20 protein-coding genes and 1 pseudogene are annotated in these 20,945 nt (G+C 42.2%); 5 read left to right on the top strand and 16 right to left on the bottom strand.

All coding sequences use genetic code 11. The features are described from left to right. Positions 1-37 precede the first annotated feature (37 nt). The 4 genes from HMPREF9124_RS00880 to HMPREF9124_RS00865 all read right to left on the bottom strand — a co-directional run bounded on the left by HMPREF9124_RS00880 (position 38) and on the right by HMPREF9124_RS00865 (position 4,143). Complete coding sequence (locus HMPREF9124_RS00880) at positions 38-1,042, bottom strand: helix-turn-helix domain-containing protein (protein ID WP_242821531.1); 1,005 nt, start codon at positions 1,040-1,042, stop codon at positions 38-40. Positions 1,043-1,215: 173 nt separating this feature from the next. Continuing rightward, complete coding sequence (locus HMPREF9124_RS00875; protein ID WP_009429684.1) at positions 1,216-2,103, bottom strand: YitT family protein; 888 nt, start codon at positions 2,101-2,103, stop codon at positions 1,216-1,218. A gap of 22 nt (positions 2,104-2,125) precedes the next feature. Beyond that, the gene (murC, locus tag HMPREF9124_RS00870; protein ID WP_009427774.1) at positions 2,126-3,538 is read right to left on the bottom strand and encodes a UDP-N-acetylmuramate--L-alanine ligase; all 1,413 of its coding nucleotides are present in this window, start codon (positions 3,536-3,538) and stop codon (positions 2,126-2,128) included. Positions 3,539-3,648: 110 nt separating this feature from the next. Then, on the bottom strand, positions 3,649-4,143 hold the full coding sequence (locus HMPREF9124_RS00865) for a QueT transporter family protein (protein WP_009428361.1): 495 nt from the start codon (positions 4,141-4,143) through the stop codon (positions 3,649-3,651). 297 nt (positions 4,144-4,440) lie between these two features. Between HMPREF9124_RS00865 and HMPREF9124_RS00860 the strand changes: the two genes are divergently transcribed. Then, positions 4,441-4,947, top strand: coding sequence for a GNAT family N-acetyltransferase (locus HMPREF9124_RS00860; protein ID WP_009428485.1), 507 nt, complete (start codon positions 4,441-4,443; stop codon positions 4,945-4,947). 210 nt (positions 4,948-5,157) lie between these two features. Here the strand turns inward: HMPREF9124_RS00860 and HMPREF9124_RS00855 are convergent, their stop codons facing one another. Then, entirely contained in the window at positions 5,158-7,476 is a 2,319-nt protein-coding gene (locus HMPREF9124_RS00855; RefSeq protein ID WP_036597882.1) for an ATP-dependent helicase, read from the bottom strand. 321 nt (positions 7,477-7,797) lie between these two features. Here HMPREF9124_RS00855 and HMPREF9124_RS00850 point away from each other — a divergent pair, with 321 nt between their 5' ends. The 3 genes from HMPREF9124_RS00850 to dtd are packed head-to-tail and all read left to right on the top strand — an operon-like array spanning position 7,798 to position 9,053. Then, a complete protein-coding gene (locus HMPREF9124_RS00850; protein WP_009429486.1) occupies positions 7,798-8,364 on the top strand; it encodes a DUF1836 domain-containing protein in 567 nt (188 codons plus the stop codon). Between the two features lie 55 nt (positions 8,365-8,419). Beyond that, the gene (locus HMPREF9124_RS11545) at positions 8,420-8,596 is read left to right on the top strand and encodes a DUF4250 domain-containing protein (RefSeq protein ID WP_009428887.1); all 177 of its coding nucleotides are present in this window, start codon (positions 8,420-8,422) and stop codon (positions 8,594-8,596) included. 10 nt (positions 8,597-8,606) lie between these two features. Beyond that, positions 8,607-9,053, top strand: a complete 447-nt coding sequence (dtd, locus tag HMPREF9124_RS00845) for a D-aminoacyl-tRNA deacylase (RefSeq protein WP_009429532.1) — start codon at positions 8,607-8,609, stop codon at positions 9,051-9,053. A gap of 142 nt (positions 9,054-9,195) precedes the next feature. On the opposite strand, the gene HMPREF9124_RS00840 is transcribed toward dtd, so the two are convergent. The 3 genes from HMPREF9124_RS00840 to HMPREF9124_RS00830 form a co-directional block, all read right to left on the bottom strand. After that, a complete protein-coding gene (locus HMPREF9124_RS00840; protein WP_009428142.1) occupies positions 9,196-10,059 on the bottom strand; it encodes a hypothetical protein in 864 nt (287 codons plus the stop codon). A gap of 73 nt (positions 10,060-10,132) precedes the next feature. Next, a complete protein-coding gene (locus HMPREF9124_RS00835; RefSeq protein ID WP_009428757.1) occupies positions 10,133-11,404 on the bottom strand; it encodes a replication-associated recombination protein A in 1,272 nt (423 codons plus the stop codon). A 114-nt stretch (positions 11,405-11,518) separates the two neighbouring features. Then, positions 11,519-11,905 carry a VOC family protein gene (locus tag HMPREF9124_RS00830; protein ID WP_009429151.1) on the bottom strand — a complete coding sequence of 129 codons (387 nt, stop codon included), beginning with the start codon at positions 11,903-11,905 and terminating at the stop codon, positions 11,519-11,521. A gap of 234 nt (positions 11,906-12,139) precedes the next feature. Here HMPREF9124_RS00830 and HMPREF9124_RS00825 point away from each other — a divergent pair, with 234 nt between their 5' ends. Beyond that, positions 12,140-13,033 carry a CAP domain-containing protein gene (locus HMPREF9124_RS00825; RefSeq protein WP_036597505.1) on the top strand — a complete coding sequence of 298 codons (894 nt, stop codon included), beginning with the start codon at positions 12,140-12,142 and terminating at the stop codon, positions 13,031-13,033. 102 nt (positions 13,034-13,135) lie between these two features. Here the strand turns inward: HMPREF9124_RS00825 and HMPREF9124_RS00820 are convergent, their stop codons facing one another. From HMPREF9124_RS00820 to HMPREF9124_RS00790, 8 genes and pseudogenes are all read right to left on the bottom strand, one after another. Then, positions 13,136-14,137 carry a LacI family DNA-binding transcriptional regulator gene (locus HMPREF9124_RS00820; RefSeq protein WP_009427887.1) on the bottom strand — a complete coding sequence of 334 codons (1,002 nt, stop codon included), beginning with the start codon at positions 14,135-14,137 and terminating at the stop codon, positions 13,136-13,138. A gap of 58 nt (positions 14,138-14,195) precedes the next feature. After that, positions 14,196-14,630, bottom strand: coding sequence for a GH32 C-terminal domain-containing protein (locus HMPREF9124_RS12080; protein WP_242821596.1), 435 nt, complete (start codon positions 14,628-14,630; stop codon positions 14,196-14,198). Between the two features lie 129 nt (positions 14,631-14,759). Beyond that, positions 14,760-15,589, bottom strand: a pseudogene (locus tag HMPREF9124_RS12075) (glycoside hydrolase family 32 protein); the annotation flags it as partial. An 86-nt stretch (positions 15,590-15,675) separates the two neighbouring features. After that, positions 15,676-16,989 carry an ABC transporter substrate-binding protein gene (locus HMPREF9124_RS00810; protein WP_009429126.1) on the bottom strand — a complete coding sequence of 438 codons (1,314 nt, stop codon included), beginning with the start codon at positions 16,987-16,989 and terminating at the stop codon, positions 15,676-15,678. Between the two features lie 134 nt (positions 16,990-17,123). Further along, a complete protein-coding gene (locus HMPREF9124_RS00805) occupies positions 17,124-17,948 on the bottom strand; it encodes a carbohydrate ABC transporter permease (protein WP_009428121.1) in 825 nt (274 codons plus the stop codon). Beyond that, positions 17,948-18,814, bottom strand: coding sequence for a carbohydrate ABC transporter permease (locus HMPREF9124_RS00800; RefSeq protein WP_009428764.1), 867 nt, complete (start codon positions 18,812-18,814; stop codon positions 17,948-17,950). Before HMPREF9124_RS00800 ends, HMPREF9124_RS00805 begins: the two co-directional genes overlap by 1 nt. Positions 18,815-19,098: 284 nt before the next feature. Continuing rightward, positions 19,099-20,010, bottom strand: a complete 912-nt coding sequence (locus HMPREF9124_RS00795; RefSeq protein ID WP_009427810.1) for a TDT family transporter — start codon at positions 20,008-20,010, stop codon at positions 19,099-19,101. 15 nt (positions 20,011-20,025) lie between these two features. After that, on the bottom strand, positions 20,026-20,583 hold the full coding sequence (locus HMPREF9124_RS00790) for a C-GCAxxG-C-C family protein (RefSeq protein ID WP_009428496.1): 558 nt from the start codon (positions 20,581-20,583) through the stop codon (positions 20,026-20,028). Positions 20,584-20,945: the final 362 nt, after the last annotated feature.

Below are 20,945 nucleotides of genomic sequence, written 5' to 3'. Positions count from 1 at the left end.
GTGCTTTTTCTTAAAAAGCGCAAGAAATTGCCGATTCCTACTCTTCCGTTTTTTTCAGGCGTATTCTTTGCTGCACTTTTTCCGCCTTTTCTTTTTTAAGCTTCTTTCCCTCTTCCTGCTCCATCTTTCCGGATTCTGCCAGTTCTTTTTTAGGAAAGAGAAAGCTGTCCGCAGCATAGGAAAAGGACTCTTCTCGCCTCTCTTTTTCTGCAAGTTTCGCCTTGGCTTCCGCCGTTTCCTCTTCCAGCCGGCGGATTCTCTCCTTTTCCTTTCTTATTTCCTCCCGGATGCCGCTTCTTCTGGCACGCTCTTCCTCTTCTCTTTTCTTCCTTGTTTCCTTTGTCCACTCATCGAGAAGCCAGCTGCTTTTCTTCTTTCTTCCGCCAATAGCAGCCTTCCATTCCTGCGTCTTATCCGCTTCGTTTCCTTCTTCTCCATTTTCAACTTCCGGCTCACTGCTCTTAGGGATAGCCTCTAAAGAAGAATAAAAATAAGAATTCCCCGTATCGTCGTATTCCCCCTCTTTCCCCGGGTCTTCCTCTTCCGAAGGAGTATTTCCTCCGAAATGTTCTTCCGAATCCGGCCTTTCCGCCACTTTTTCCGTTTGACCGATTCGCGCTATCCAATCATGAAAATCTTTCTCTACGGAAAAAAGAGCTTCTTTCTGCTCCATCTCCCGGAAGCCCTCCTGCAAAGACTCTTCCACCTTTCGAAATATGGCTTCCTTCATTTGCCAAAAGTAAGGATAAAAACGGCTGTAAAGAGGATTAAAGTTTCCGAATAAGAGCGCATCCGGACTCACTTCCAAGACATCGGAAATGGCCAGAAGAAGTTCCAAACTGCAGCCTGTATTGCCTATCTCTATACGAGAAATGGTATTGGTTGTAGCAAAGACCAGTTCCGCCAAATCCTTCTGCCGCAAATTTTTTAATATCCTGTATTTTTTGATCTGTTTTCCAACAAGAGTATAATCCAGCTTTTTACTCTTCCAGCTGTACTGTTCCCGTTCCTTTCCCTGTAACTCAGCCCGTCCCATTTCCATTTTCTCCTATAGCCTAAACTCCGGAAATTTCTCCGGCTTTTGTTTCTCTTATCAGCTATAGTAGCTTGCTTGTCTCATCGGAAAGAATAGCGAAAATCGTTGTATTATTTCTTTGTATGTAGATTTATATCGAAGTGAGAACGATTTTTCTTGCGGAAAAAGAAGATTTATCTTTAATCCTCCCCCTGAATCCGGATAAAACGTTCTCCAATTCCGTAAACAGTCACGATAGGAGATACTTCCATAAAGCTTTTGGGATAATGTTCAGCAAGGAAAGAACGAATCAAGGCAGACTGTCTCGGAGACACAATGGAGGAAAGCATCGTCTTATCAGAGTGTGTATACGCCCCCACAACCTTATGAATGGTCACCCCTCTTCCGATTCCAAGAATATACTTTGCAATTTCTTCGCTGTCTGCATTGTCGAAAGGAATAATCTGTGCCTTGTATAACTTTTGACGGAAACCGAAAAGCATGTAATCCATAATATAAATGCAAATCACATGGTTAACCAAAGCATAGAGTGCCACATTCTTACCGAATACAAAGCCCAAAGAAATCAGGATGCTGCCGTCTAAAATCAACATAATACGGCTCAATGCAACATTCTTAAAAATTTTCCGGTTCAGAATCCGCGCAACAGTATCCGTTCCGCCGAAGGTTACTCCCGCACGAAGGACCAGTCCGGATCCAAAACCGTAAAACAGAGAAAAATAAATACAAACGAGAAACATTTCTCCCTGTACGAATACAAAGTGAAACATTCTTGTTAAAACCAGAAGTGTCGGGTAAAGGAAAGATACAAAGATAATCTTCATAAACTCTTCCCGCTTCAGGCAGAAAAATGCCAGAATCAGGATGGTAATGCTGAAGAAGTAGTAAATATAACTGTAGTTAATGCCGGTAAAACTTTGAACCATCTGGGAAATTCCGGTTACCCCGCTGGTGGAAAGCTTATTCGGTATCAAAATGCTGTTCACCGCAAAAGCTGTAATAAAACAGCCCACAATAATCTGCAGATAATTTAAAATTTTCCCCTTATACTTTTGCAAAGCTCCCATTTTTTTGCTCCCTTTATCTCGCTCAGCTTCTCCAGTCTTCCGCCTTTTCCGCTCCCGGAAGGCTCAGCAGGTGGTCTCCCACATTCACAATGTCTCCCGCTCCCATCGTAATCAAGAGATCCCCCTCCTTGACATGGGAAAGAATGAATTTCTCGATGGACGGAAAGTCCGGAATATAGTAAACATTGGTATTTTGTGACAGCATCAACTTTCTAAGATCATCGGAACTGACTCCCACCGTATTTTTTTCTCGTGCTGCATAAATGTCTGCCAAAATGATTTCATCCGCTTGGGAGAGAGCCCCCGCAAAATCATCCATCAATGCCAAGGTTCGGGAATAGGTATGAGGCTGAAAAACCACCCAGAGTCTCTTATGCACATATTTCTTTGCGGTAGCTATGGTGGCGGCTATTTCCTGCGGATGATGTGCATAATCATCGATAATCGTAAAGCCGTTCAAAGTTCCCTTTCTCTGGAATCGACGATCCGTCCCTCCAAAAGAAGCCAATGCATCTTTTATCGTTTCTAATGGAATGCCGATGGCTCTGGCAACCGCAATGGCAGAGAGAGAATTATAGATATTATGTTCTCCCGTCACTCCAAGAGTAACTTGTCCTCTATCCTCTCCTCTTTCAAAAAGGGTATACGTGGGATGGGCAAAGTGATCATAAGAAATGAAGTTTGCGGTATAATCCGCATTATTATGTCCGAAAGTGATAATTTTTCTTCCGGGAAGATTTTCCAGAAAATACTCGGAATGCGGAATATCCTTATTGAAAACCAGGATTCCGTTCTCCGGCAGCTTTTCAATAAACTTTCGGAAAGACTGCCGAATTTCATTGATATCCTTGAAGAAATCCAGGTGGTCCGCCTCAACATTTAAAACAACCTCTATCGTCGGAAAAAAAGAAAGGAAAGAATTGGTGTATTCGCAGGCTTCCGCCAAAAACACATCGGATTTTCCCACCCTCAGGTTTCCTCCGATATCCTTCATCATTCCTCCCACCGTAATAGTCGGATCCATTTGGGCTTCCAGCAGAATCTCGCCAATCATCGAGGTCGTCGTCGTCTTTCCATGTGTCCCGGAAACATTAATGGCTTCCTTGTAGTTTTTCATGATTCTGCCCAGAAGCTCTGCACGACTCATTGTGGGAATACCCTGCCGTTTTACCTCTTGGAATTCGGGATTACTTTCTGCAATTGCGGCAGTATAAATGCACAGCTCTATTCCGCTTTTTACATTATCCGGGCTCTGCGGCACGGAAACTTGTATTCCCAAGGACTTTAGATGATCCGTTAAAGGAGAAGCCTTCATATCCGATCCGCTTACGGTAAAACCGCGGTCATGCAATATTTCCGCAAGACCGCTCATGGAGATACCTCCAATCCCGATAAAATGCACCCATATGGGTCGATCAAAATGAATATCGTACATATGCCCTCCTGTTAAAAAGGAAATCCCTCTAGGAATAGTAAAAATAGTAAATTTCCTTCTGCAAATTCCATCGATCGGAAATCTCCGGACCGAACTCGAAGCGGAATCCTTTACTGTGTCCTGAAAATAACTTCTCTTCTGCTCTCCAACGCCAAAAGTAAAATATTTCCTAAAATCCCCACAGCCAGAACCTCTCCCGCTCCCACCGTGGCAAATAAGAAATAATACGCATCCGGTACACCGTATGCATACTGTAATACAAAGGGAACAATGATGGCATTTGCCAAAATAGGCGGAATGCAAACCAGCCATTTGCTCACATTTCTAAGCTTATAGCTGAAAATCGCCGCCAAAAGAGTTGCCAAAGTTCCGAAAATCACATCCGGCATAGCCGCTCCCGAAAAGAAGTTTCCGAGAAGGCAGCCTAGAGCCAAGCCGGGTACTGCGGAAAAACTGAAAAAAGGCAGAATACAAAGCGCCTCCGCAATACGAAATTGTATCGCTCCGAAACTGATTGGCTTAAAGAGCAGCACCAACGCCACATATACCGCTGCGATAATGGCAGCCTCCGTCATCATCTTAGTTCTCTTGTCTTGAAAATGCATTTTTTCTCCTTTAGTTTTGTTTTAAGTGTGGAAGGTCTCGAACACACTGGATGAAAAATGGGAAACCGCAAAACGTCTGTTGCGATGCAAAAGTACCGCTGCAAAACGCCTTTCTTTCCCATTAAGATAACGAAACAGAGTTTAGCACAAAATATAGGAAGAAACAACATGGCAAGTCCTTAGGAAGCGCCGAAAACAGCGGAAAGTCCCGCTTATTCTTCTCTCCGTTTTCTCCCGGGCTTGCCTTTTCTCTTGCTTCTTTGTTATGCTATAGAAAAAGCAAATAAGGAGGGTTCTATGTATACGGATGGTCGTTATCTGTTTCGTGCAGCGGAAACAGATGACGTAAAGGTACTCTGGGAAATGGAAAAAATTTGTTTCCCTGAAAATGAAGCGAACAGTTACGAGGATGTTAAAAATCGGGTAGAAAAGGCCCCGGAGGATTATTTAATTGCTTTTGACCAAGTGAACGGAAAAATTGCCGGTTACTTAAGCGGGATTCACTCTTCTTCCGATTGTTTCCTGGATAAATTCTTTACTGACGCTTCTCTACACGAAAAAGACGCTAAGCATTGTTATCTCCTTAGCTTGGAAGTCCTTCCCGAATATCGCGGAAAAGGGATTGCTTCCAAAATTATGGAGCGTTATCTGAAAAAAGAAGAAGAACGCGGCACGGAAAAAGTTTTTCTCACCTGCCATGCTCATTACATTCCTTTTTATGAAGATATGGGCTTCGAGCATATCGGCACTTCGCCGTCCGTATGGGGCGGTGAAATCTGGGAAGATATGATTTATAGGATCTAATTTCCTATTTTTCTAAAGGGGCTGTAAAAAATCAAAATAATAAATAGATTTTCGGCAATATAGGTCTAAATGAGGGGTAGTCTGAGCCCGTCGGTACTTGCGAAAAACAAGAGAATCGAAGTTTTTCGCTTAGTATCCGCTACGTGGCGAAGCTAGCGAAAGCGTGCCCCACATTTAGACCTATATTGCCAAGAAAACTATTTTGATTTTTTACAGCTTCTGTAGTTTGGCAAAGCCTGCCATCATTTTCTTTTGTCCTGCCTTATCGAAAAGAACCGTGACAAGATAATCCTTCTTATCTTCCTCCAGACTAAGTACCGTGCCCTCTCCAAACTTCATGTGTGACACACGGTCTCCCTCTTTATAATCCGGCTTTTCTTTTCCGGCGGATGCAAAGCCTTTCTGTAAAAGTCCCGACTGCTTTAAGCTGTCCAGGCTGCCGAAAGCATTTTTCTTCTCTCCCGCTCTTTTTTCTCCGTAGCTGTTTCCTCCGGAAAAACCTCCGCCGCTCCTTCCCTGGTAGGTGAGAATGGAAGACCGGGCGTTGTTTAAGTAGCTGTTATAGTAAGAACGTCCGCTTTCCTCCATAAAGAGCTCCTCTTCCGAACGCTTCGGGGTAAAAAGCAAATTCTTCTCCATCAATTCATCCGAAAGCTCCTCAAAAAAACGACTGATTTTGAAGTACTGACTCTGTCCGTTTACCATTCTTTTTCTGGCTGAACTGAGATAAAGCTCTTCCTCGGCACGAGTAATTCCCACATAGCAAAGACGTCTTTCCTCTTCCATTTCCTCTTCATTTCCAAAACTCATGGAACTCGGGAAGAGTCCGTCGCTTAAACCGACCAGAAATACAACGGGAAATTCCAGCCCTTTGGCACCGTGCAGCGTCATCATTGTGATTTTATCTTCCGTTAAATCGCTTCTGTCCAAGTCCGAAAGAAGAGAAACTTCTTCCAGGAAGGCGGAAAGACTTGCCTCTTCTCCATTTTCCCGAATATAAGAAAAAAGCTTGCCCTCCAACTCATGAATATTTTCCATCCGGCTTTCCGCCTCAATGGCTCCCTCGGACTGTAAATCCGCTTCATAGGCCGTATCCTTCAAAATTCGTTCAATAAGTGTATCCAGCGCTTCTTCTTTCCAGCCTTCCACCATTTCCTCAAATTTATGGATTTCGGATAAGGCCTTTCCGGAAAGTCCCGCAGCCTTTGCAAAAGGAAGAGATTCCATCAGGGAAAAACCGCCCAAATTTACTCCGTAATCCTCCAGTTTGGCAAGACTTGCATCTCCAATCCCCCTTTTCGGAACATTGATGACACGCCGAAATGCCACATCATCTTTGGTATTAACCATCAGTTTCATAAAGGCAAGAATGTCTTTTATCTCTTTACGCTGATAGAAATTGACCCCTCCCACAATCTGATAGGGAATGTTCCAATTGATACATTGTTCCTCAAAAAGACGAGACTGCGCATTGGTTCTGTAAAGAATCGCAAAATTCTTGTACAAGAGTCCTTTCCCCCGTATGGTTTTAATGACCTCTCTGGCCTCTTCTTCTCCGCTCTCATACTCCCTGAATACAACCTTTTTTCCTTCTTTTTTCTCTGTCCAGAGTTTCTTTTCTTTACGACGGGGATTTTCCGCAATGACCGCATTGGCCAAATCGAGAATCGGCGCGGTGGAACGATAATTCTGCTCCAACTTTACAGTATGGCAGGAGGGGAATTGGGACTCAAAGGAAAGGATATTTTCCAAATTTGCTCCGCGGAAACGGTAAATGCTCTGATCATCATCCCCCACAACGCAGATGTTCTGATACTTTTTCGCAAGTGCATAAATCAGGCGGAACTGTACATCATTGGTGTCCTGATACTCATCTACCAAGATGTAGCGGAAGCGCTCCTGATACCGGGAAAGTACCTCCGGAAAATCCTGAAACAAATCCAGGGTCTTTAAGAGAAGATCGTCGAAATCCAAGGCATTGTTCTTTTTCATCTTCTCCTCATAAAGAGTGAAACAATCATAAATCAGCTTGCTGATATAATCTCCTTCGCTTTCCTTCAGATAGTCCTCAGCATTGCCCCCTCTGTTTTTCGTCTGAGAAATCTGAGACAGTACCGCTCTTTCCCGAAGCGTTTTCGAATCAATCTTTCTCTCTTTCAGAATCTGGCGCATAAGGGTACGCTGGTCATCCGTATCATAGATGGAAAAATCCGTTCCGTAACCGAGAAGGGAAATGTCTCTTCTTAAAATCCTTAGACACATGCTGTGAAAGGTAGACACCCAAACTCCGCCGCTCTCTAAAGGAAGGAGCTTTGCTACACGCTCCTGCATTTCCTTGGCGGCTTTATTGGTAAAAGTAATGGCTAAAATATGAGAGGGAAATACCCCTTTCTCCTCAATCAGGTACGCAATCCTATGCGTTAAAACCCTGGTTTTTCCGGACCCTGCACCTGCTAAAACCAAAAGAGGTCCTTCCGTATGGCGTACCGCCTCTGCCTGTTCTTTATTTAAAATGGCCTCTAAATCCATGAAATCCCCTTTCCTCGCGGAAACGCAATCAAGTGTTACCGATTTCGCTCCGCATTTGTTTGGAATAGTACCGCCTCGGTATTGTACCATTTTTAGTTCTTTTACAAAACCGTTCAAAGTTCATCTCTCCTAAAACTTTCTTTTTTCTCTAGTCTTCTCTTCTCCCGCTCCCCGTTTTTCTCTTATGTCTTATGATGCTGTTCTTCTCCTTGTTCAGCTGTTTTTCTCTTTGTTCGGCCATTTTTCTCTTGTTCAGCTGTTTTTCTCCTTGTTCAGCTGTTTTTCCCTTGTTAAGGTATTTTTCTATGCTATACTTTTTGCATGGACGAAAAATTATTAAAGGAGTTAATAGAATACTTACGTAATTTACATCATGTGCACGGAAATGCCCTTCCTTCTTTAGAACTCTACATGGATCAGGTCACCGGTTTCATGGATGAACACCTCTCCTCCATGCGGCGCCACAAAGAAGATAAAGCGCTCACCAAAACCATGATTAATAATTATGCCAAAAACAAAATTCTTCCTCCGCCTGTACGGAAACGCTACAACAAGAATCACATGCTGATTTTACTTTTTATCTATTACTACAAAAGTATGCTGAGTCTTTCCGATATCGAAACCATCCTTCGTCCTTTAAATGAAAATTACTTTTACAGCACAAAAAGCCCGCAGCTGAAGGACATTTATGAGGAAATCTTTTCCTTTGCCAATATAGAGATGCAAAATGTCATGGCGGATGTGGAGGAAAGCTTTGAAAAGGCCAAAAACTCCTTCTCGGAAAAGGATCCCCTTTTTGAAAACCTACCCGAAGAGGAACGACAAGACTTGCAAAAATTTTGTACCCTGAGCTTACTGGCCTTTGATGTCTATTTGAAGAAACAGTAGATTGAAAAAATCGTAGATGACATGGCTAAAAAACAGGAAAGGAAGAAGAAATAAAATGAGCCTGCCCAAAGACCCCATGATTCTCCTCAGCTTTGTGAACACGAAGCTCCGAGATGAATTTACCGACTTGGAAGAGTTCTGCAAGGAAGAGAACATCTCTATAGAGTCCCTAAAAGAACAGCTGGAAAGCATCGGTTTTCAATATAATGAAACAATCCGTCAGTTTAAGTAAGGAGTAGATTATGCGTTGTTTAGTACAAAGAGTTCTTTCCGCCTCGGTTTCCGTTTCAGGCGAAAGTTTGGGAAGTATTGAGAGAGGATATCTCATTCTTTTGGGTGTCAACAATCAAGATACGGAAGCCGTAGCCGATAAGATGCTGAAAAAAATTCTGGATGCCCGCCTCTTCGAGGATGAAAACGGAAAGACCAATCTTTCCATAAGAGACATCTCCGGCTCACTCCTTATCGTGAGCCAGTTCACGCTCTATGCGGATACCAGAAAAGGAAATCGTCCGAGCTTTATTCAAGCCGGAGACCCCGCACATGCAAATGCTCTCTACGAATATTTTCTACAGAAAGCGGAAGAAGCAGGCATTCCGACAGCGCACGGACAGTTCGGGGCCGATATGAAGGTAAGTCTTGTGAATGACGGGCCCTTTACCATCATGTATGACAGTGATGCGACATAGTGCATTGTAAAAGCGAGGGTTCTTTTCTTGTCCAAGATGGAAAGCCCTGCAATTTGCAAGCAAGATTGCTTCTGAACAAAAAAGGAGACAGCGAGATTGTTCGCTGCCTCCTTTTTAAAGTCCCGATTATAGGACAAAAACCTTACTCTACCACTTTAATAGCTTCCGCAAGAGAAGCTCTGGCCTTCAGAGAGGTGCTGTAGCTTACCTCTACCGTTTTCCCCTTATTGGCTTCCGCTTCTTTTAAAAGTTCGTCATCTCCATTCGTTGTAAAGCGGAAGGAATGTGTATCGTCTCCCTTTAAGGTAAAGATATCCCCATCTATGGTCTCGATTGTTCCCTTAACCTTTAAGGTATCCGCTGCTTCGTCATCCAGACTGTCTTCCGTAATCGTATAGAAGGCAAGAGGATTGTTGTTTAAGTCCCCAAGATAGTAAACACTGATTTCCGATCCTACTTTTAATCCCTCCTTCGTCAAATCGGTCTCAAAGCTTGCCCTTTGGAAGGTGACGGTATCCCCATACTTCTTTCCTTCCGTATTCTCTCCCTCCAAAGCTGCTGCACGGAAGTCGGGAATTTCCTTTACGGAAAGGCTGGTATCCGTTACCGCGGTAATCTCTCCGTAGAAATTCTGTTCATCATTAAAATCTTCCACTGTGAACTCGTAGGGAACGGAAACCGTGACTTTTTTCACCTTCATTCCGTCCTGCGGCTCTGTGCCCTCATAGCCGATTTCTATCTCGTCTCCGGGCATCAACTCCCAGTTCTTATCCAGAGTGGCACCGGTCACATCGAAGTTCATCACCTTTCCGTCGCCGGTTTCTACAGTCAGTTTTCCGTTTTCAAGCTTCTGCACGGTAGCACTTAAACTGTTCTCCGTCAAAGCCTCGGAGCTGGGTTCTTCCTGAACCGCTTGCGTTGTATTCTTTGTATCTTCCGCTTTCTTTCCGCATGCTGTAGCAAAAAGCATCAGCCCTGCCAAGCAAAACCATATCGTCTTCTTCATATCCATTCCTCCTCTATTGCTGTATACCCTATCCTAACATGAACTCTATAAAATAAATTTGCCTTTTTCTGTATTATTTCTTAAAGTCTTCCTCATAAAAACGGTAATCTTTAATTTCCTCCGGCAAATATTGCTGCTCAACGAAATGTCCCGGATAGTCATGAGGATATTTATAGCCTATTCCCCTTCCGAGCTTTTCATGCCCGCTGTAATGCGCATCTCTAAGGTAAGAAGGAATTTCCAAATTTCCCTTCTTTCTAACTACATCATTGGCCGCAAAAATCGCCTTCACCGCGGCATTGGACTTCTTGGCCGTCGCAACATAGCAGGCTGCCTGGGTAAGAATAATCTGTGCCTCCGGCATTCCCACCCGCTCCACCGCAAGAGAAGCGTTCACGGCAAGAACAAGTGCCTGCGGGTCCGCATTCCCCACATCCTCCGAAGCGCAAATCATAATTCTTCTTGCTATAAAGCGGATGTCCTCTCCGGATTCGAGCATTTTTGCAAGATAATACACCGTAGCATCGGGATCACTTCCCCGCATGGATTTAATAAAGGCGGAAATCGTATCGTAGTGCTCCGAACTGTCATCATAGCGAAGAAGCTTCTTTTGCATACATTCGCCGATATTTTCTTTACTAAGGCGGATAACGCCGTCGGAATCGGGATTCGTACTGAGAACGGCAAGCTCCAGCGTGTTTAAAAGCACTCTGGCATCACCCAAAGCATTTTCCAGTAAAAATTCCTTCCCTTCCTCCGAAAGGCTAGTCCGGAAATTCCCGAGCCCTCTCTTCTTATCCGACAAGGCCTCGTCTGTAAGGTGTGACAAAGCTTCCTTGGATAAAGGTTTTAGTTCAAAAAGACGGGAGCGGGAAAGCAAGGCGGAATTCACCTCAAAATAAGGATTCTCGGTTGTCGCTCCAATGAGAATCACTGTTCCCTCTTCCACAAAGGGGAGCAAATAATCCTGCTGTGCCTTATTAAAGCGATGAATCTCGTCCACAAAGAGTATGGTCTTTCTGCCGTAGCCTCCCAAATTCTCCTTTGCGCGACTCACCGCTTCCTCCATATCCTTTTTTCCGGCGGTAGTGGCATTGATTTGGATAAATTCCGCCTTCGTATGGTTTGCAATGAGCTTCGCAAGAGAAGTTTTCCCTGTTCCGGGCGGACCGAAAAAAAGGAGAGATTGCAGCTGGTCTGCCCGAATTAAGCGGGAAAGCAATTTATTTTCCCCGATAATGTGCTCCTGACCGACAAACTCTTCCAAATTTCCGGGACGCATCCGCACGGAAAGTGGCGCCATTTTCTCTTGATTTTTCTCTGCCTGATAGCTAAATAAATCCATCTCTCCCCTTCGCATTCCTATTCGGAAGCCGTAAAACCACGCTCTTCCCTTATGCTCTCTGCCCTTCTACTCTTTATGCTTCTACTCTCTATCCGTCTTCTCTCTTTCCTTCTTCTACTGCCATGTAATGGGCTTCGTTCTGTCCGGAATGATTTCAATCCAGTAGCCGTCCGGATCTTCAATGAAATAAATGCCCATACCATGATTTTCAAAGCAGATACAGCCCATCTTCTCATGGAGCGCATGGGCAGCTCCCATATCCTCCGTGCGAAGTGCGAGGTGGTACTCCTGCTCCCCGAGATCATAGGGCTCTGTTCTATCCTTCATATACGTTAGCTCCAGACGGAAGTCCGTAGAATCGTCCCCTAAAAAGACAATGATAAAATCATCCCTTTCATTTCTGCTCAGTTCGTGAAGGTCCAGTGCCTCTTCGTAGAATTTCATACTTCTTTCCAAATCCAGTACATTAAAGTTAAAGTGGTTAAATGAGAATGGGCTCATTGTTTCTCCTTTCCTTTTCCGGCGTCCCTACGGGATACCCGCTTTTCTTTCTCTATGATAATGCTTTTTCCCGCTTTCAGCAATGCCCGCTGAAAAGACCGCTGAGCGTTTCCTTCGGCTTTCCGCCATTTTCCCCTCCCCTTTTATATTTTTTTCTTTTCTGCCGATAGGAAAGGCATGGGAAGGCGCTTCTCTTATCCTTCCTTTTTCGATGCGGAAACAAGGAGGAATGCAATGAAAAAGAAAACAAGGGAAAAAGCAAGGCTTTTCCGTGCGCCGAAGAATCTTATGCATAGCCCGGGAAACTCGCTCTGTATCTTACCGGGCTTACTCTGCGCCTTCATGAGTTTCGTCTTTCTTCTTTCCGGAACCGCTAAAGCAGACTGGGTAAAGGGGAATTCTAAAAATGCATGGTGGTATGATCTTGGAAACGGAAATTACTACAAGTCCTCTTGGCAATGGATTGACGGCAATCATGACGGCATTGCAGAGTGTTACTGTTTTGATGAAAATGGATGGATGTTTGAAAATGCCATTACGCCGGATAGGTTTACTGTAAATGAAAACGGGGCTTGGACGGTTGATAACATTGTCCAAACTAAAAGTGCGAATTTGATTTCTCAGAATAATACGAATAACAACACTGACGCTGTAAGCAATACTTTCACAGAAACAAAAAATAATAATCTTAGCGAAACAAGAAACAATGAGAAAAATCAAAGTATTGAAGATTTTAATGAAAGACAAGACGAATATCGTGCAGATCTTTTAAGAAGAGTGAACAAATACAGAGAAAAAAAAGGTTTGAACTCTTTGGAAGAAAATGACTATCTAAACGAAATGGCACAGATTAGGGCTGAAGAATTAAGTGTACGGATGTCTCATATTAGACCGAATGGTGAACTAGCTAGTAGATATGGTGTTAATGGTGAAATTATTACAAAAGGACCGAAGACTCCAAAAGATGCCTTTCATGCTTTTTATGTAAGTAAGCAGCATAATGAATTAATGTTGGATAGAGAGTTTCTAACTTTTGGTTCCGGATATTATGTTGATGGGAATGGTAAGTCTTATTGGGTTATTTTGTTTAGTACACACCCAGAACCAGAAAATTTAAGACAACAATAGTCCACAAAAAAAGAGAGGAATCTCCTCTCTTTTCTTTTTACATCTCAATATGGTCTACATCGTAATCTTAGAGTTATAGGACAAAACGTGTTGATGGCTTTCTCATGTTGAATGACCCGGAATCAGTGTTACCGGGCGGCTTACATCCAGTCCGTCTAACAATCGCTTCTCCAAAAGATCGATCATTAATTTTACTGCCATTCTTCCTTTCTCTGATACATCCTGATAGACAGTCGTTAATCTCGGATAACAATATTTTCCTAAAATATTGCCGTCAAAACCTGCAATGCCGATGTCTTCCGGTATTTTGATTCCCAAATCATGAAAATAATGCATCGCTTCTACTGCAAATGCATCCGCCAGAAAGAAGAATGCGGTTTTTTTTCCTGCAAACCTACTCATCATTTTATAATTTTCATTTCTCCTTTGTTCTGTTTCATAAAGACAAAGAAAATCATTTGAAAGAAATTCTTTTCCCGCTTCTTTCCACGCCTCTCTATAGCCCAACCAACGCTCGTGATCAACGCCTATATTCTTCCGAGCACATACATAAATTGACTCGTATCCTTTTTCCAGAAGATATTTCGTCATAATATAGCCACCTTTTTTATCCTGCAGTCCCACATTGACATAATCCGAATTTTCTTTATTAATCAGATCAATAGCAACAATCGGTTTATTTACCAGCGTTTTCAGCTTTATATAGTCCCTGTAGGTGAAAGTAATGGCTATGAGTCCGTCTACATTCCACGCCAATGCCATATGAAAAATCTCTTCTAAGTTTTGCGCTGCATATAGCATCATATAATATCCGGCTTTACGAAGCATTTCTTCCATTGCGCCAATGATATGGCTGTAAAATGTGTCTGAAATAGCAGAATTCTCATAATAACGCGAAGAATGAATAACAACTCCGATGATTTTGGAGCTGTTATTCTTCAAAGCACGAAGCCCTAATTTGGGAACATAATGGTATTCATCCAAAAGTTTTTGAATCTTTTTTGTATTCTCTTTTGATACTTTCTTTACATTGCCATGTAAAACATTATAGACAGTGGTCATACTTACATCTGCCTGCTCGGCAATCTCTCTTATAATCATCATTCTGTATCCTTCACGCTTTTTCTTCGCTTAATTGAAGTCATTATGTGACGAAATCAGTCTAGTTAATTACATCTCCGGTCAATTCATAAATTGCACTTCTCTCAATTTCCAAGTCTCCACCTTCAGCAAAAAGCTTAAGTTGATAAGGTTCTTCCGGAAAAATAAGATTGGAAAAAACCAGTTCTCCATCATTTATAAAGAGTTCTGACTGCGAAACATCCAGAATCAATCTTAGATTTAGATATTCTTTTTCAAAGTCAACTTTCGCTTTATATTTCCCAGGAAAATTTTCATGGGGATTTAGTCCTGTATTCATTCTATCTACAGTGCAGGAACGTTCCTCCTTTGAAAAAAGAATCTCCAATTGTTTGCCCTGTCCTGTTACTGCTCTGATTCCAAACGAGGAAGCGCCCATTTTGTTTGTAGGATAATAAAGCTCCAAATCCAATGCCTCCGAGCAATCCTTAAGTGTCCATTCTTCTCCCGCTCCCATTTTCATTTTATGCATTTCTTGCTTATTTTTCCGAAGTGCACACATCTCTTCTATCGGAATCTGCGTCAGATAAAATTTGCTTCCTCTTTTTTTCAATTTTAATTCCCTTATAGAGGACATCTGTCCTTTAAAGGGACTGGTCGGTAAGAAATCTCGATACTGCCAATTATCAGCCCAGGCAATCATCAACCTTCTGTCATCCGGAAGATTATTCCAACTTACACCCGCATAAAAGTCCTTCCCGTAGTCCAGCCAATGCCCTTCCTGCTTTTCCTCATCCGGTCTAAAACTGATTCCATCAAACTCTCCGATAAAATACTTCATTCCGGTACCACCTGCAGGAGAGCCGTTATTTACACTGATGATAAGAATCCATTTTTTTCTTCGGAGTCCTGTACTTTTAACGGAAAAAGATCCGGGCATTCCCACGTACCGACATGGTCTGACTCAGTCCCGCTAAAAGAAGATATCTGTTTCCAATGAATCAGGTCTTTAGACTCATAAAGAAGGACACAATCCCCTCCGGTAACAACCATCACCCATTTATCTTTATAGCGAAAAACTTTAGGATCTCGAAAATCTTTTCTCTCCTCTGTAAGAACCGGATTCTTCTCATATTTTTCCCAGCTTCGTCCTTTATCATAGCTAAAAGCCAAGCCCTGGCTTTGCTTTTCTGTTCCCCGCTCACAGTAAGTAAAAAAAGCAGCCAGCCTGTGATTTTCTTCATCTACAACAGCACTTCCCGACCATATTTGTCCATGTTCATCCGGTGCAATGGCATTGGCAAGTCTCTTCCAATGAATGAGATCTCTACTCACCGCATGTCCCCAGTAGATTTCCTCCTGTATGTTATATTGATGAAACAGGTGATATTCTCCTTCATAATACACCAACCCATTCGGATCATTAATAATATATTTTTCTGCCGAAAAGTGAAATTTAGGCCTATATTTTTCCATATGTATACCATCAGGCACTCAAGTTATGAGTGCCTGTCTTTCTCATTTCATTTACATTCCGCTTTTTCTTGTCTCTTTTTGTTTTACTATGATTTCTTTAATTCCTTAAAATCGGCCTTTAAGTGAGAAATCATATCGTCAAAACTATATTCTCCGCTAAAATAGCCTTGAAAATCTGCTGCTGCTTTAGGCTCAAACCCGGAAGGAAAGCCGCCCATTACCCATGAAGTTGTTTTTCCGGCATCAATATATCTCTTTACCTCTTGCGAAAGGGGATCGGAAATCTCTATTCCCTCATAATTCTTAAATGCCGGAACAAATCCCAATTCATTCACAACCAGTTGCTTCCCTTCATCTGACTGAAACAGCCAATTCAAGAAATCCTTTGCTGCTACTTTTACTTTTTCGTCAGACTGCTTATTTACACACCAGTGAATGGAAATTCCGACGGAAATACAGTCTTCTTTTACACCCTTTGTCGGAATAGGAAGCATCCCCATCTTATTCGCAGTTTTCTCATCAATCCCTTTTAATTCCGGTCCAATCCAGTTTCCCTGCTGTACAACCGCAATTCGCTCAATAGCAAGGCCTCCACCGATTTCTGTAGAATAATCCACTGCATTCAGCTTCGACAAATCATTTCTTGACGGAGTATATTTTGTCTCAAGATCCAGCAATGCCTTTAAAGAATCTGCATATTTTAATCCCAGTTCATCGGAATTTCTTAGTTCTGTTGCACTTTTATATTCGCAAGACAAAGGAACATTCAAAGTATGAAGCCCGGGAATCCAGGTCTCTTTTGCTGCATAATCTTCTACCGCTTCAAGTTGTGGATACTTATCCTTCAGTTTTCCACTATCAATCTGCTCCTGTAAGTCGGCAAAAGCCTTGTCGATTGCATCGTAACTGGTAAGGGTTGATGCATCAATTCCGGCATCTTTAAATATTTCCTTATTGTATACCAATCCATAACCTTCCACACTGACAGGAAGCCCATATACCTTTCCGTCAACAGTCACATCATCAATACTTCCATCTACTGCATTTTTCACCCACGGTTCTGCGCTTAGATCTTCTACATAATCCATCATGTTTGTAATATTGTCACCCAATGCAAAAATATCAACGGCATTATTTCCCATGAGCTTTGCTTTTAAGTTTGTATTATAGTCATTCCCCTGAATGCTCTCTACATTTATTTTTACATTAGGATGCTCTTTCGTGTATGCGTCAGCTACCTTCTGTAAAGGATCCGCAATTTCCGACTTATTCTGATACAAATTAATCGTTACTGTGTCCCCTTCAGCACTTCCTGCACCGGTTTTACTTCCACACCCGCTCATCATGCCAAGTGTAATTGCCGCAACGAGAAGTACAGCCATCTCTTTTTTCTTCACCATCTTTTCCTCCTTATAATTGAAAAACTATCTTGACACAAGTTCTTTACAAGACAAAAGTCTTCTATAATGACTTGTGTTAAATTTATGATTTTTCTTGAAATTCTAATCCTTCTCTTTCCTTCAAAATAGTAGATTTACTTTCCTACTCCGGCCGTAATTCCCTTCACAATATACTTTTGGCAGCTAAGGTAGAACAGCACAATCGGAATCATGCATAGCATTAATGACGCAGTGGCAAGATCCCATTTCTTTGTAAATTGTCCAAAGAAGAGATAAGTACGAAGCGGCAGTGTCTGCATGCCATTCTTATTAATAACAAGGGAAGGAAGAAGAAAATCATTCCAAATCCACATCACGTTGATTACCGCCACAGTGGCAATTATTCCTTTCAACAGTGGTAAGACAATATTGATAAAAGTCTGTACCATATTGCATCCATCTATAATTGCCGCTTCCTCCAACTCTATCGGAATGTTTTTAATAAACCCGTGAAATAAAATGATGGACATGGCACATCCAAAACCCATATACATAAAAACCAGACCGGGCCTGTTCATCAGATGCAATTTACTCATAATATCCACAAGCGGAAGCATGACACATTGAAACGGAATCAACTGGACTGCTGCAAACATAAGGAACAGAATTTTGCTGGTTCTTGTCTTATACCGTACAAGCACCCATGCCGCCATGGAAGAAATTAAAATAATCAAAGCCGTAGAAATACACGTTATTGCAAAAGAATTCATAAATGCTTTTACATAATCCATCTCTTTAAAAGCCTTAGTATAATTCTGAAAAGAGAGTTGTTTCGGTAAAGCAAGAACATTTATATAGATATCCTGCAACGACTTAAAGGAGCTATTAACAAGAATAAATACGGGAGATACAAACAGTAGTGCCAAGACAAAACCTACTGCCATGATAGAAAGTCGCTTTATTACCCGCTTACTTTTCATTATGCTTCAACCTCCCTTCTCTTCGTAATGGAAAGTTGAATAACCGAAATGGCCATTACCACAATCATGAAAATTACAGCCTTTGCTTGGGCGAGGCCGAATCTATTCTCTCCAAAAGCCGTAGTATAAATATTCAGCGCAAGCATCTGCGTGCTGTTAACCGGACCTCCACCTGTCAAAGAAAGATTCTGGTCAAAAAGTTTAAAGGCGTTTGAAATGGATAAAAATAATCCAATCGTAAAGGCAGGCATCATAAGAGGTAGGATAATATAGCGCATTCTATTCCAACCTACTGCATTATCCAGTTCTGCAGCTTCCAATACATCTTCAGGAATGTTCTGCAACTGCGCAATATAAATCATCATCATGTATCCCGATAATTGCCAGGTCACAACAATCAGTAATCCCAAAAATCCGGTTCGCTGATCTGTAAGCCATCCCCTAAGCCACAAAATACCCAGTTTTTTCCCTATTGCTTCAAAAACCTGCACAAATATAAACTGCCAAGTAAATCCCAGTAAAATTCCGCCAATCAAGTTTGGCATAAAAAAGATTCCACGTAAAAAATTTACACCTTTTATTCTTTGTGTAACCAGTGTAGCCAAGACAAAGCCAATCAGATTTACTGAAATAACCGCACACACAGAAAATAAAAAGGTAAAAATAAATGCATTTCTAAACGACAAATCGCTTGTCAGTATTGTTATATAATTCTGCACCCCTACAAAATGCTTAGCTTTGCTGATCCCATTCCAATCTGTAAAAGAGTAACCAATTCCCATCACCGTAGGAATCAATTGGACCAAAGTAAAAGCAACTAAAGCCGGTGCCATAAATAGGAAGAATCCCTTCTTTGATTTCTTCATGATGTCATACCTCCCTACTTCTCAACTATAGCAATTTTCATTTGATTTGATAATAGGTTTTATATAAAACCTATATTTATAACAAAGGATTTCGCTTCTATATGTGTAAATTTTATATAAAACCTTTTCTTACGAATAAAAGCAAAGTATTCAAAGTAGTTTTAAAAACGGAAGTAATTATGAACAAAAAAGTGCCCGTCTGGGCACTTTTTCTTTGGGGCGTATTCTATTTCTTTTATAAACCTAAAGCAGTTTAGCACTGGCAACGGCGAAGCGCCGTTCTCCTACTTCTCCGCAAGGATAAACTGGAAATACCGTAAGCAGGCATAAATCGTAAATACTGCCGCAATAATCGTCTCCACTAAAACCACGGGCTGTAAAAAGGCGACATTCATCCCCATCTTTGTCAGTACCACAAAGCACTGCTTCGTCGCAATCGCGGAAATCACGAAGGGGAAGGTGAAAGCTGCATAGCTCGGATAGAAGGGGAAGCGCAGGAACTGTACGCTCTTAAAGAGGGCAAACAGGTAAATCACGGAAGTTGCCACCAGTAAGAACAGGACAAAGCTCTTATTCTTCTCCGGAAAAGCCTGAATATAGCCTGCCGTGCAGAGTGCCATCGGCGCAGCATAAATCATCATCAGAGGCTTTGCAGGATCCGGCACGGGAAGCTTCGCATAACGCTTGGTAACTACGCAAAGTAAAATCAGTAAAGCAACGAAACCGAAATAAAAAGCAGCCTGCCCGTAAGCGAAGGTCTTATATGCCGGTGTGGTCAGGGATGCCACAACAATCCCGACATAAACGATATACCATACGGTATGCACGTTTTTCTCTTCGAAATGAAGGATATAAGTCTTCGTAAAGTAGAGAATCAACACAATGTGGATTGCATTCGCAAAAACCCAAAGCGGGAAAGAGATTCCCGGAATAAAGGACTTCACATATACGGAAAACAGCATCAAGGCCATGGGAAAGGTCGCAAAAACGCCCGCCCCGATGGGAGTGGAAAGTTCTTCCTTTACCGCATTCGGGAAAAGAATGAGCTTCAAGAGAAGGAGGATTAGAATCACAAAGGCAACGCAGCCGAAAACCAAACGGATGCCTTCTCCATAACTTTGTAACAAATTACCGAGTGCCGCCATACCGAGCATCACGCCCGAGAAGGCAAACGGGATCTTTTTAATTTTTTCCATTTTTATGACAGCTCCTTATACTGCTTTTTCTTCGTGTACAGGGGGAAGGAAGGGTGCTTCCAAGCCTTGAATCGGCTCCGAATCCACATTTTTAACACCCAGCTCTCGGCAAAGAATCTCGGCAACCTTTCCTGCGCAAAGCCCGGTAAAGGCGATACACTGCTTCTTGTGCTCTCCTTCCGCCATTTCAAAGCCTCTGGTAAGAACACGGCAGCAAGCGGCATGCTTTGCATTTGCCTCTCTAAACCAGTCGTGAAGTTCCTTGGAAAGTGCCATAAGGGCATTCACTTTCGGATCCTTCGGGCCGTCCGGTGTCGTTCTTCCGAAGAACATACCAAGGGCAAGAATTCCTCCGTTTAATGCACCGCACATACAGCCGGAACGACCTGCTCCGATAGACATACCGGAGGACATCGCAATAACAGACTCGGGTACATCCGCCTGAAATGCATCGCGAATAGCTTTCATCACTGCCTCACAACAGAAAAATCCGCCGGCATAAAGCTCCTCCGCATTCTTTAATACCGCGTGCGGGCTTACCTCTTTTGCATGATAAGTAATAATAGATTCCATAAAATCTCCTTCCTGCCTCTCCTATTTCTGACCGTGAATAGGAATTTTTTCAGCAATTCATAAAATAGCTCAACTTCTCCAGTATATAAAATCAACTTACTTTTTGGCTAATTGATATATTAAATAATTTTCATTATTTATTTAAAATCATGATACTATCCATTTTAAAATTCTATTTTTTTACAGCAAAAAACCCGGCGTTTCCGTCGGGCTTCCTGCTGTATAGAGTAGTAAGGGTCGATTAAACCTGTTCGCTAATTTTAGTGCTGAACTTCTCGTTCAGACAACTGTATTCTACTCTATTAAAATATAAAGGTCAAGCATTTTTAAAACTATTTTTGGCATTTTGCATACTTTTATCT

This window comes from Oribacterium sp. oral taxon 108 str. F0425 (genome assembly GCF_000214455.1).
GTDB classification, from domain to species: Bacteria; Bacillota; Clostridia; order Lachnospirales; family Lachnospiraceae; genus Oribacterium; species Oribacterium asaccharolyticum.
Note: the sequence above shows the minus strand (reverse complement) of the source record. Positions and strands in the feature narration are given on the sequence as shown.

Coding starts and splice junctions, on each gene's coding strand:
- HMPREF9124_RS00880 (WP_242821531.1), bottom strand. CDS start 1,042: ATGGAAATGGGACGGGCTGAGTTACAGGGAAAGGAACGGGAACAGTAC.
- HMPREF9124_RS00875 (WP_009429684.1), bottom strand. CDS start 2,103: ATGGGAGCTTTGCAAAAGTATAAGGGGAAAATTTTAAATTATCTGCAG.
- murC (WP_009427774.1), bottom strand. CDS start 3,538: ATGTACGATATTCATTTTGATCGACCCATATGGGTGCATTTTATCGGG.
- HMPREF9124_RS00865 (WP_009428361.1), bottom strand. CDS start 4,143: ATGCATTTTCAAGACAAGAGAACTAAGATGATGACGGAGGCTGCCATT.
- HMPREF9124_RS00860 (WP_009428485.1), top strand. CDS start 4,441: ATGTATACGGATGGTCGTTATCTGTTTCGTGCAGCGGAAACAGATGAC.
- HMPREF9124_RS00855 (WP_036597882.1), bottom strand. CDS start 7,476: ATGGATTTAGAGGCCATTTTAAATAAAGAACAGGCAGAGGCGGTACGC.
- HMPREF9124_RS00850 (WP_009429486.1), top strand. CDS start 7,798: ATGGACGAAAAATTATTAAAGGAGTTAATAGAATACTTACGTAATTTA.
- HMPREF9124_RS11545 (WP_009428887.1), top strand. CDS start 8,420: ATGAGCCTGCCCAAAGACCCCATGATTCTCCTCAGCTTTGTGAACACG.
- dtd (WP_009429532.1), top strand. CDS start 8,607: ATGCGTTGTTTAGTACAAAGAGTTCTTTCCGCCTCGGTTTCCGTTTCA.
- HMPREF9124_RS00840 (WP_009428142.1), bottom strand. CDS start 10,059: ATGAAGAAGACGATATGGTTTTGCTTGGCAGGGCTGATGCTTTTTGCT.
- HMPREF9124_RS00835 (WP_009428757.1), bottom strand. CDS start 11,404: ATGGATTTATTTAGCTATCAGGCAGAGAAAAATCAAGAGAAAATGGCG.
- HMPREF9124_RS00830 (WP_009429151.1), bottom strand. CDS start 11,905: ATGAGCCCATTCTCATTTAACCACTTTAACTTTAATGTACTGGATTTG.
- HMPREF9124_RS00825 (WP_036597505.1), top strand. CDS start 12,140: ATGAAAAAGAAAACAAGGGAAAAAGCAAGGCTTTTCCGTGCGCCGAAG.
- HMPREF9124_RS00820 (WP_009427887.1), bottom strand. CDS start 14,137: ATGATGATTATAAGAGAGATTGCCGAGCAGGCAGATGTAAGTATGACC.
- HMPREF9124_RS12080 (WP_242821596.1), bottom strand. CDS start 14,630: ATGGGAGCGGGAGAAGAATGGACACTTAAGGATTGCTCGGAGGCATTG.
- HMPREF9124_RS00810 (WP_009429126.1), bottom strand. CDS start 16,989: ATGGTGAAGAAAAAAGAGATGGCTGTACTTCTCGTTGCGGCAATTACA.
- HMPREF9124_RS00805 (WP_009428121.1), bottom strand. CDS start 17,948: ATGAAAAGTAAGCGGGTAATAAAGCGACTTTCTATCATGGCAGTAGGT.
- HMPREF9124_RS00800 (WP_009428764.1), bottom strand. CDS start 18,814: ATGAAGAAATCAAAGAAGGGATTCTTCCTATTTATGGCACCGGCTTTA.
- HMPREF9124_RS00795 (WP_009427810.1), bottom strand. CDS start 20,010: ATGGAAAAAATTAAAAAGATCCCGTTTGCCTTCTCGGGCGTGATGCTC.
- HMPREF9124_RS00790 (WP_009428496.1), bottom strand. CDS start 20,583: ATGGAATCTATTATTACTTATCATGCAAAAGAGGTAAGCCCGCACGCG.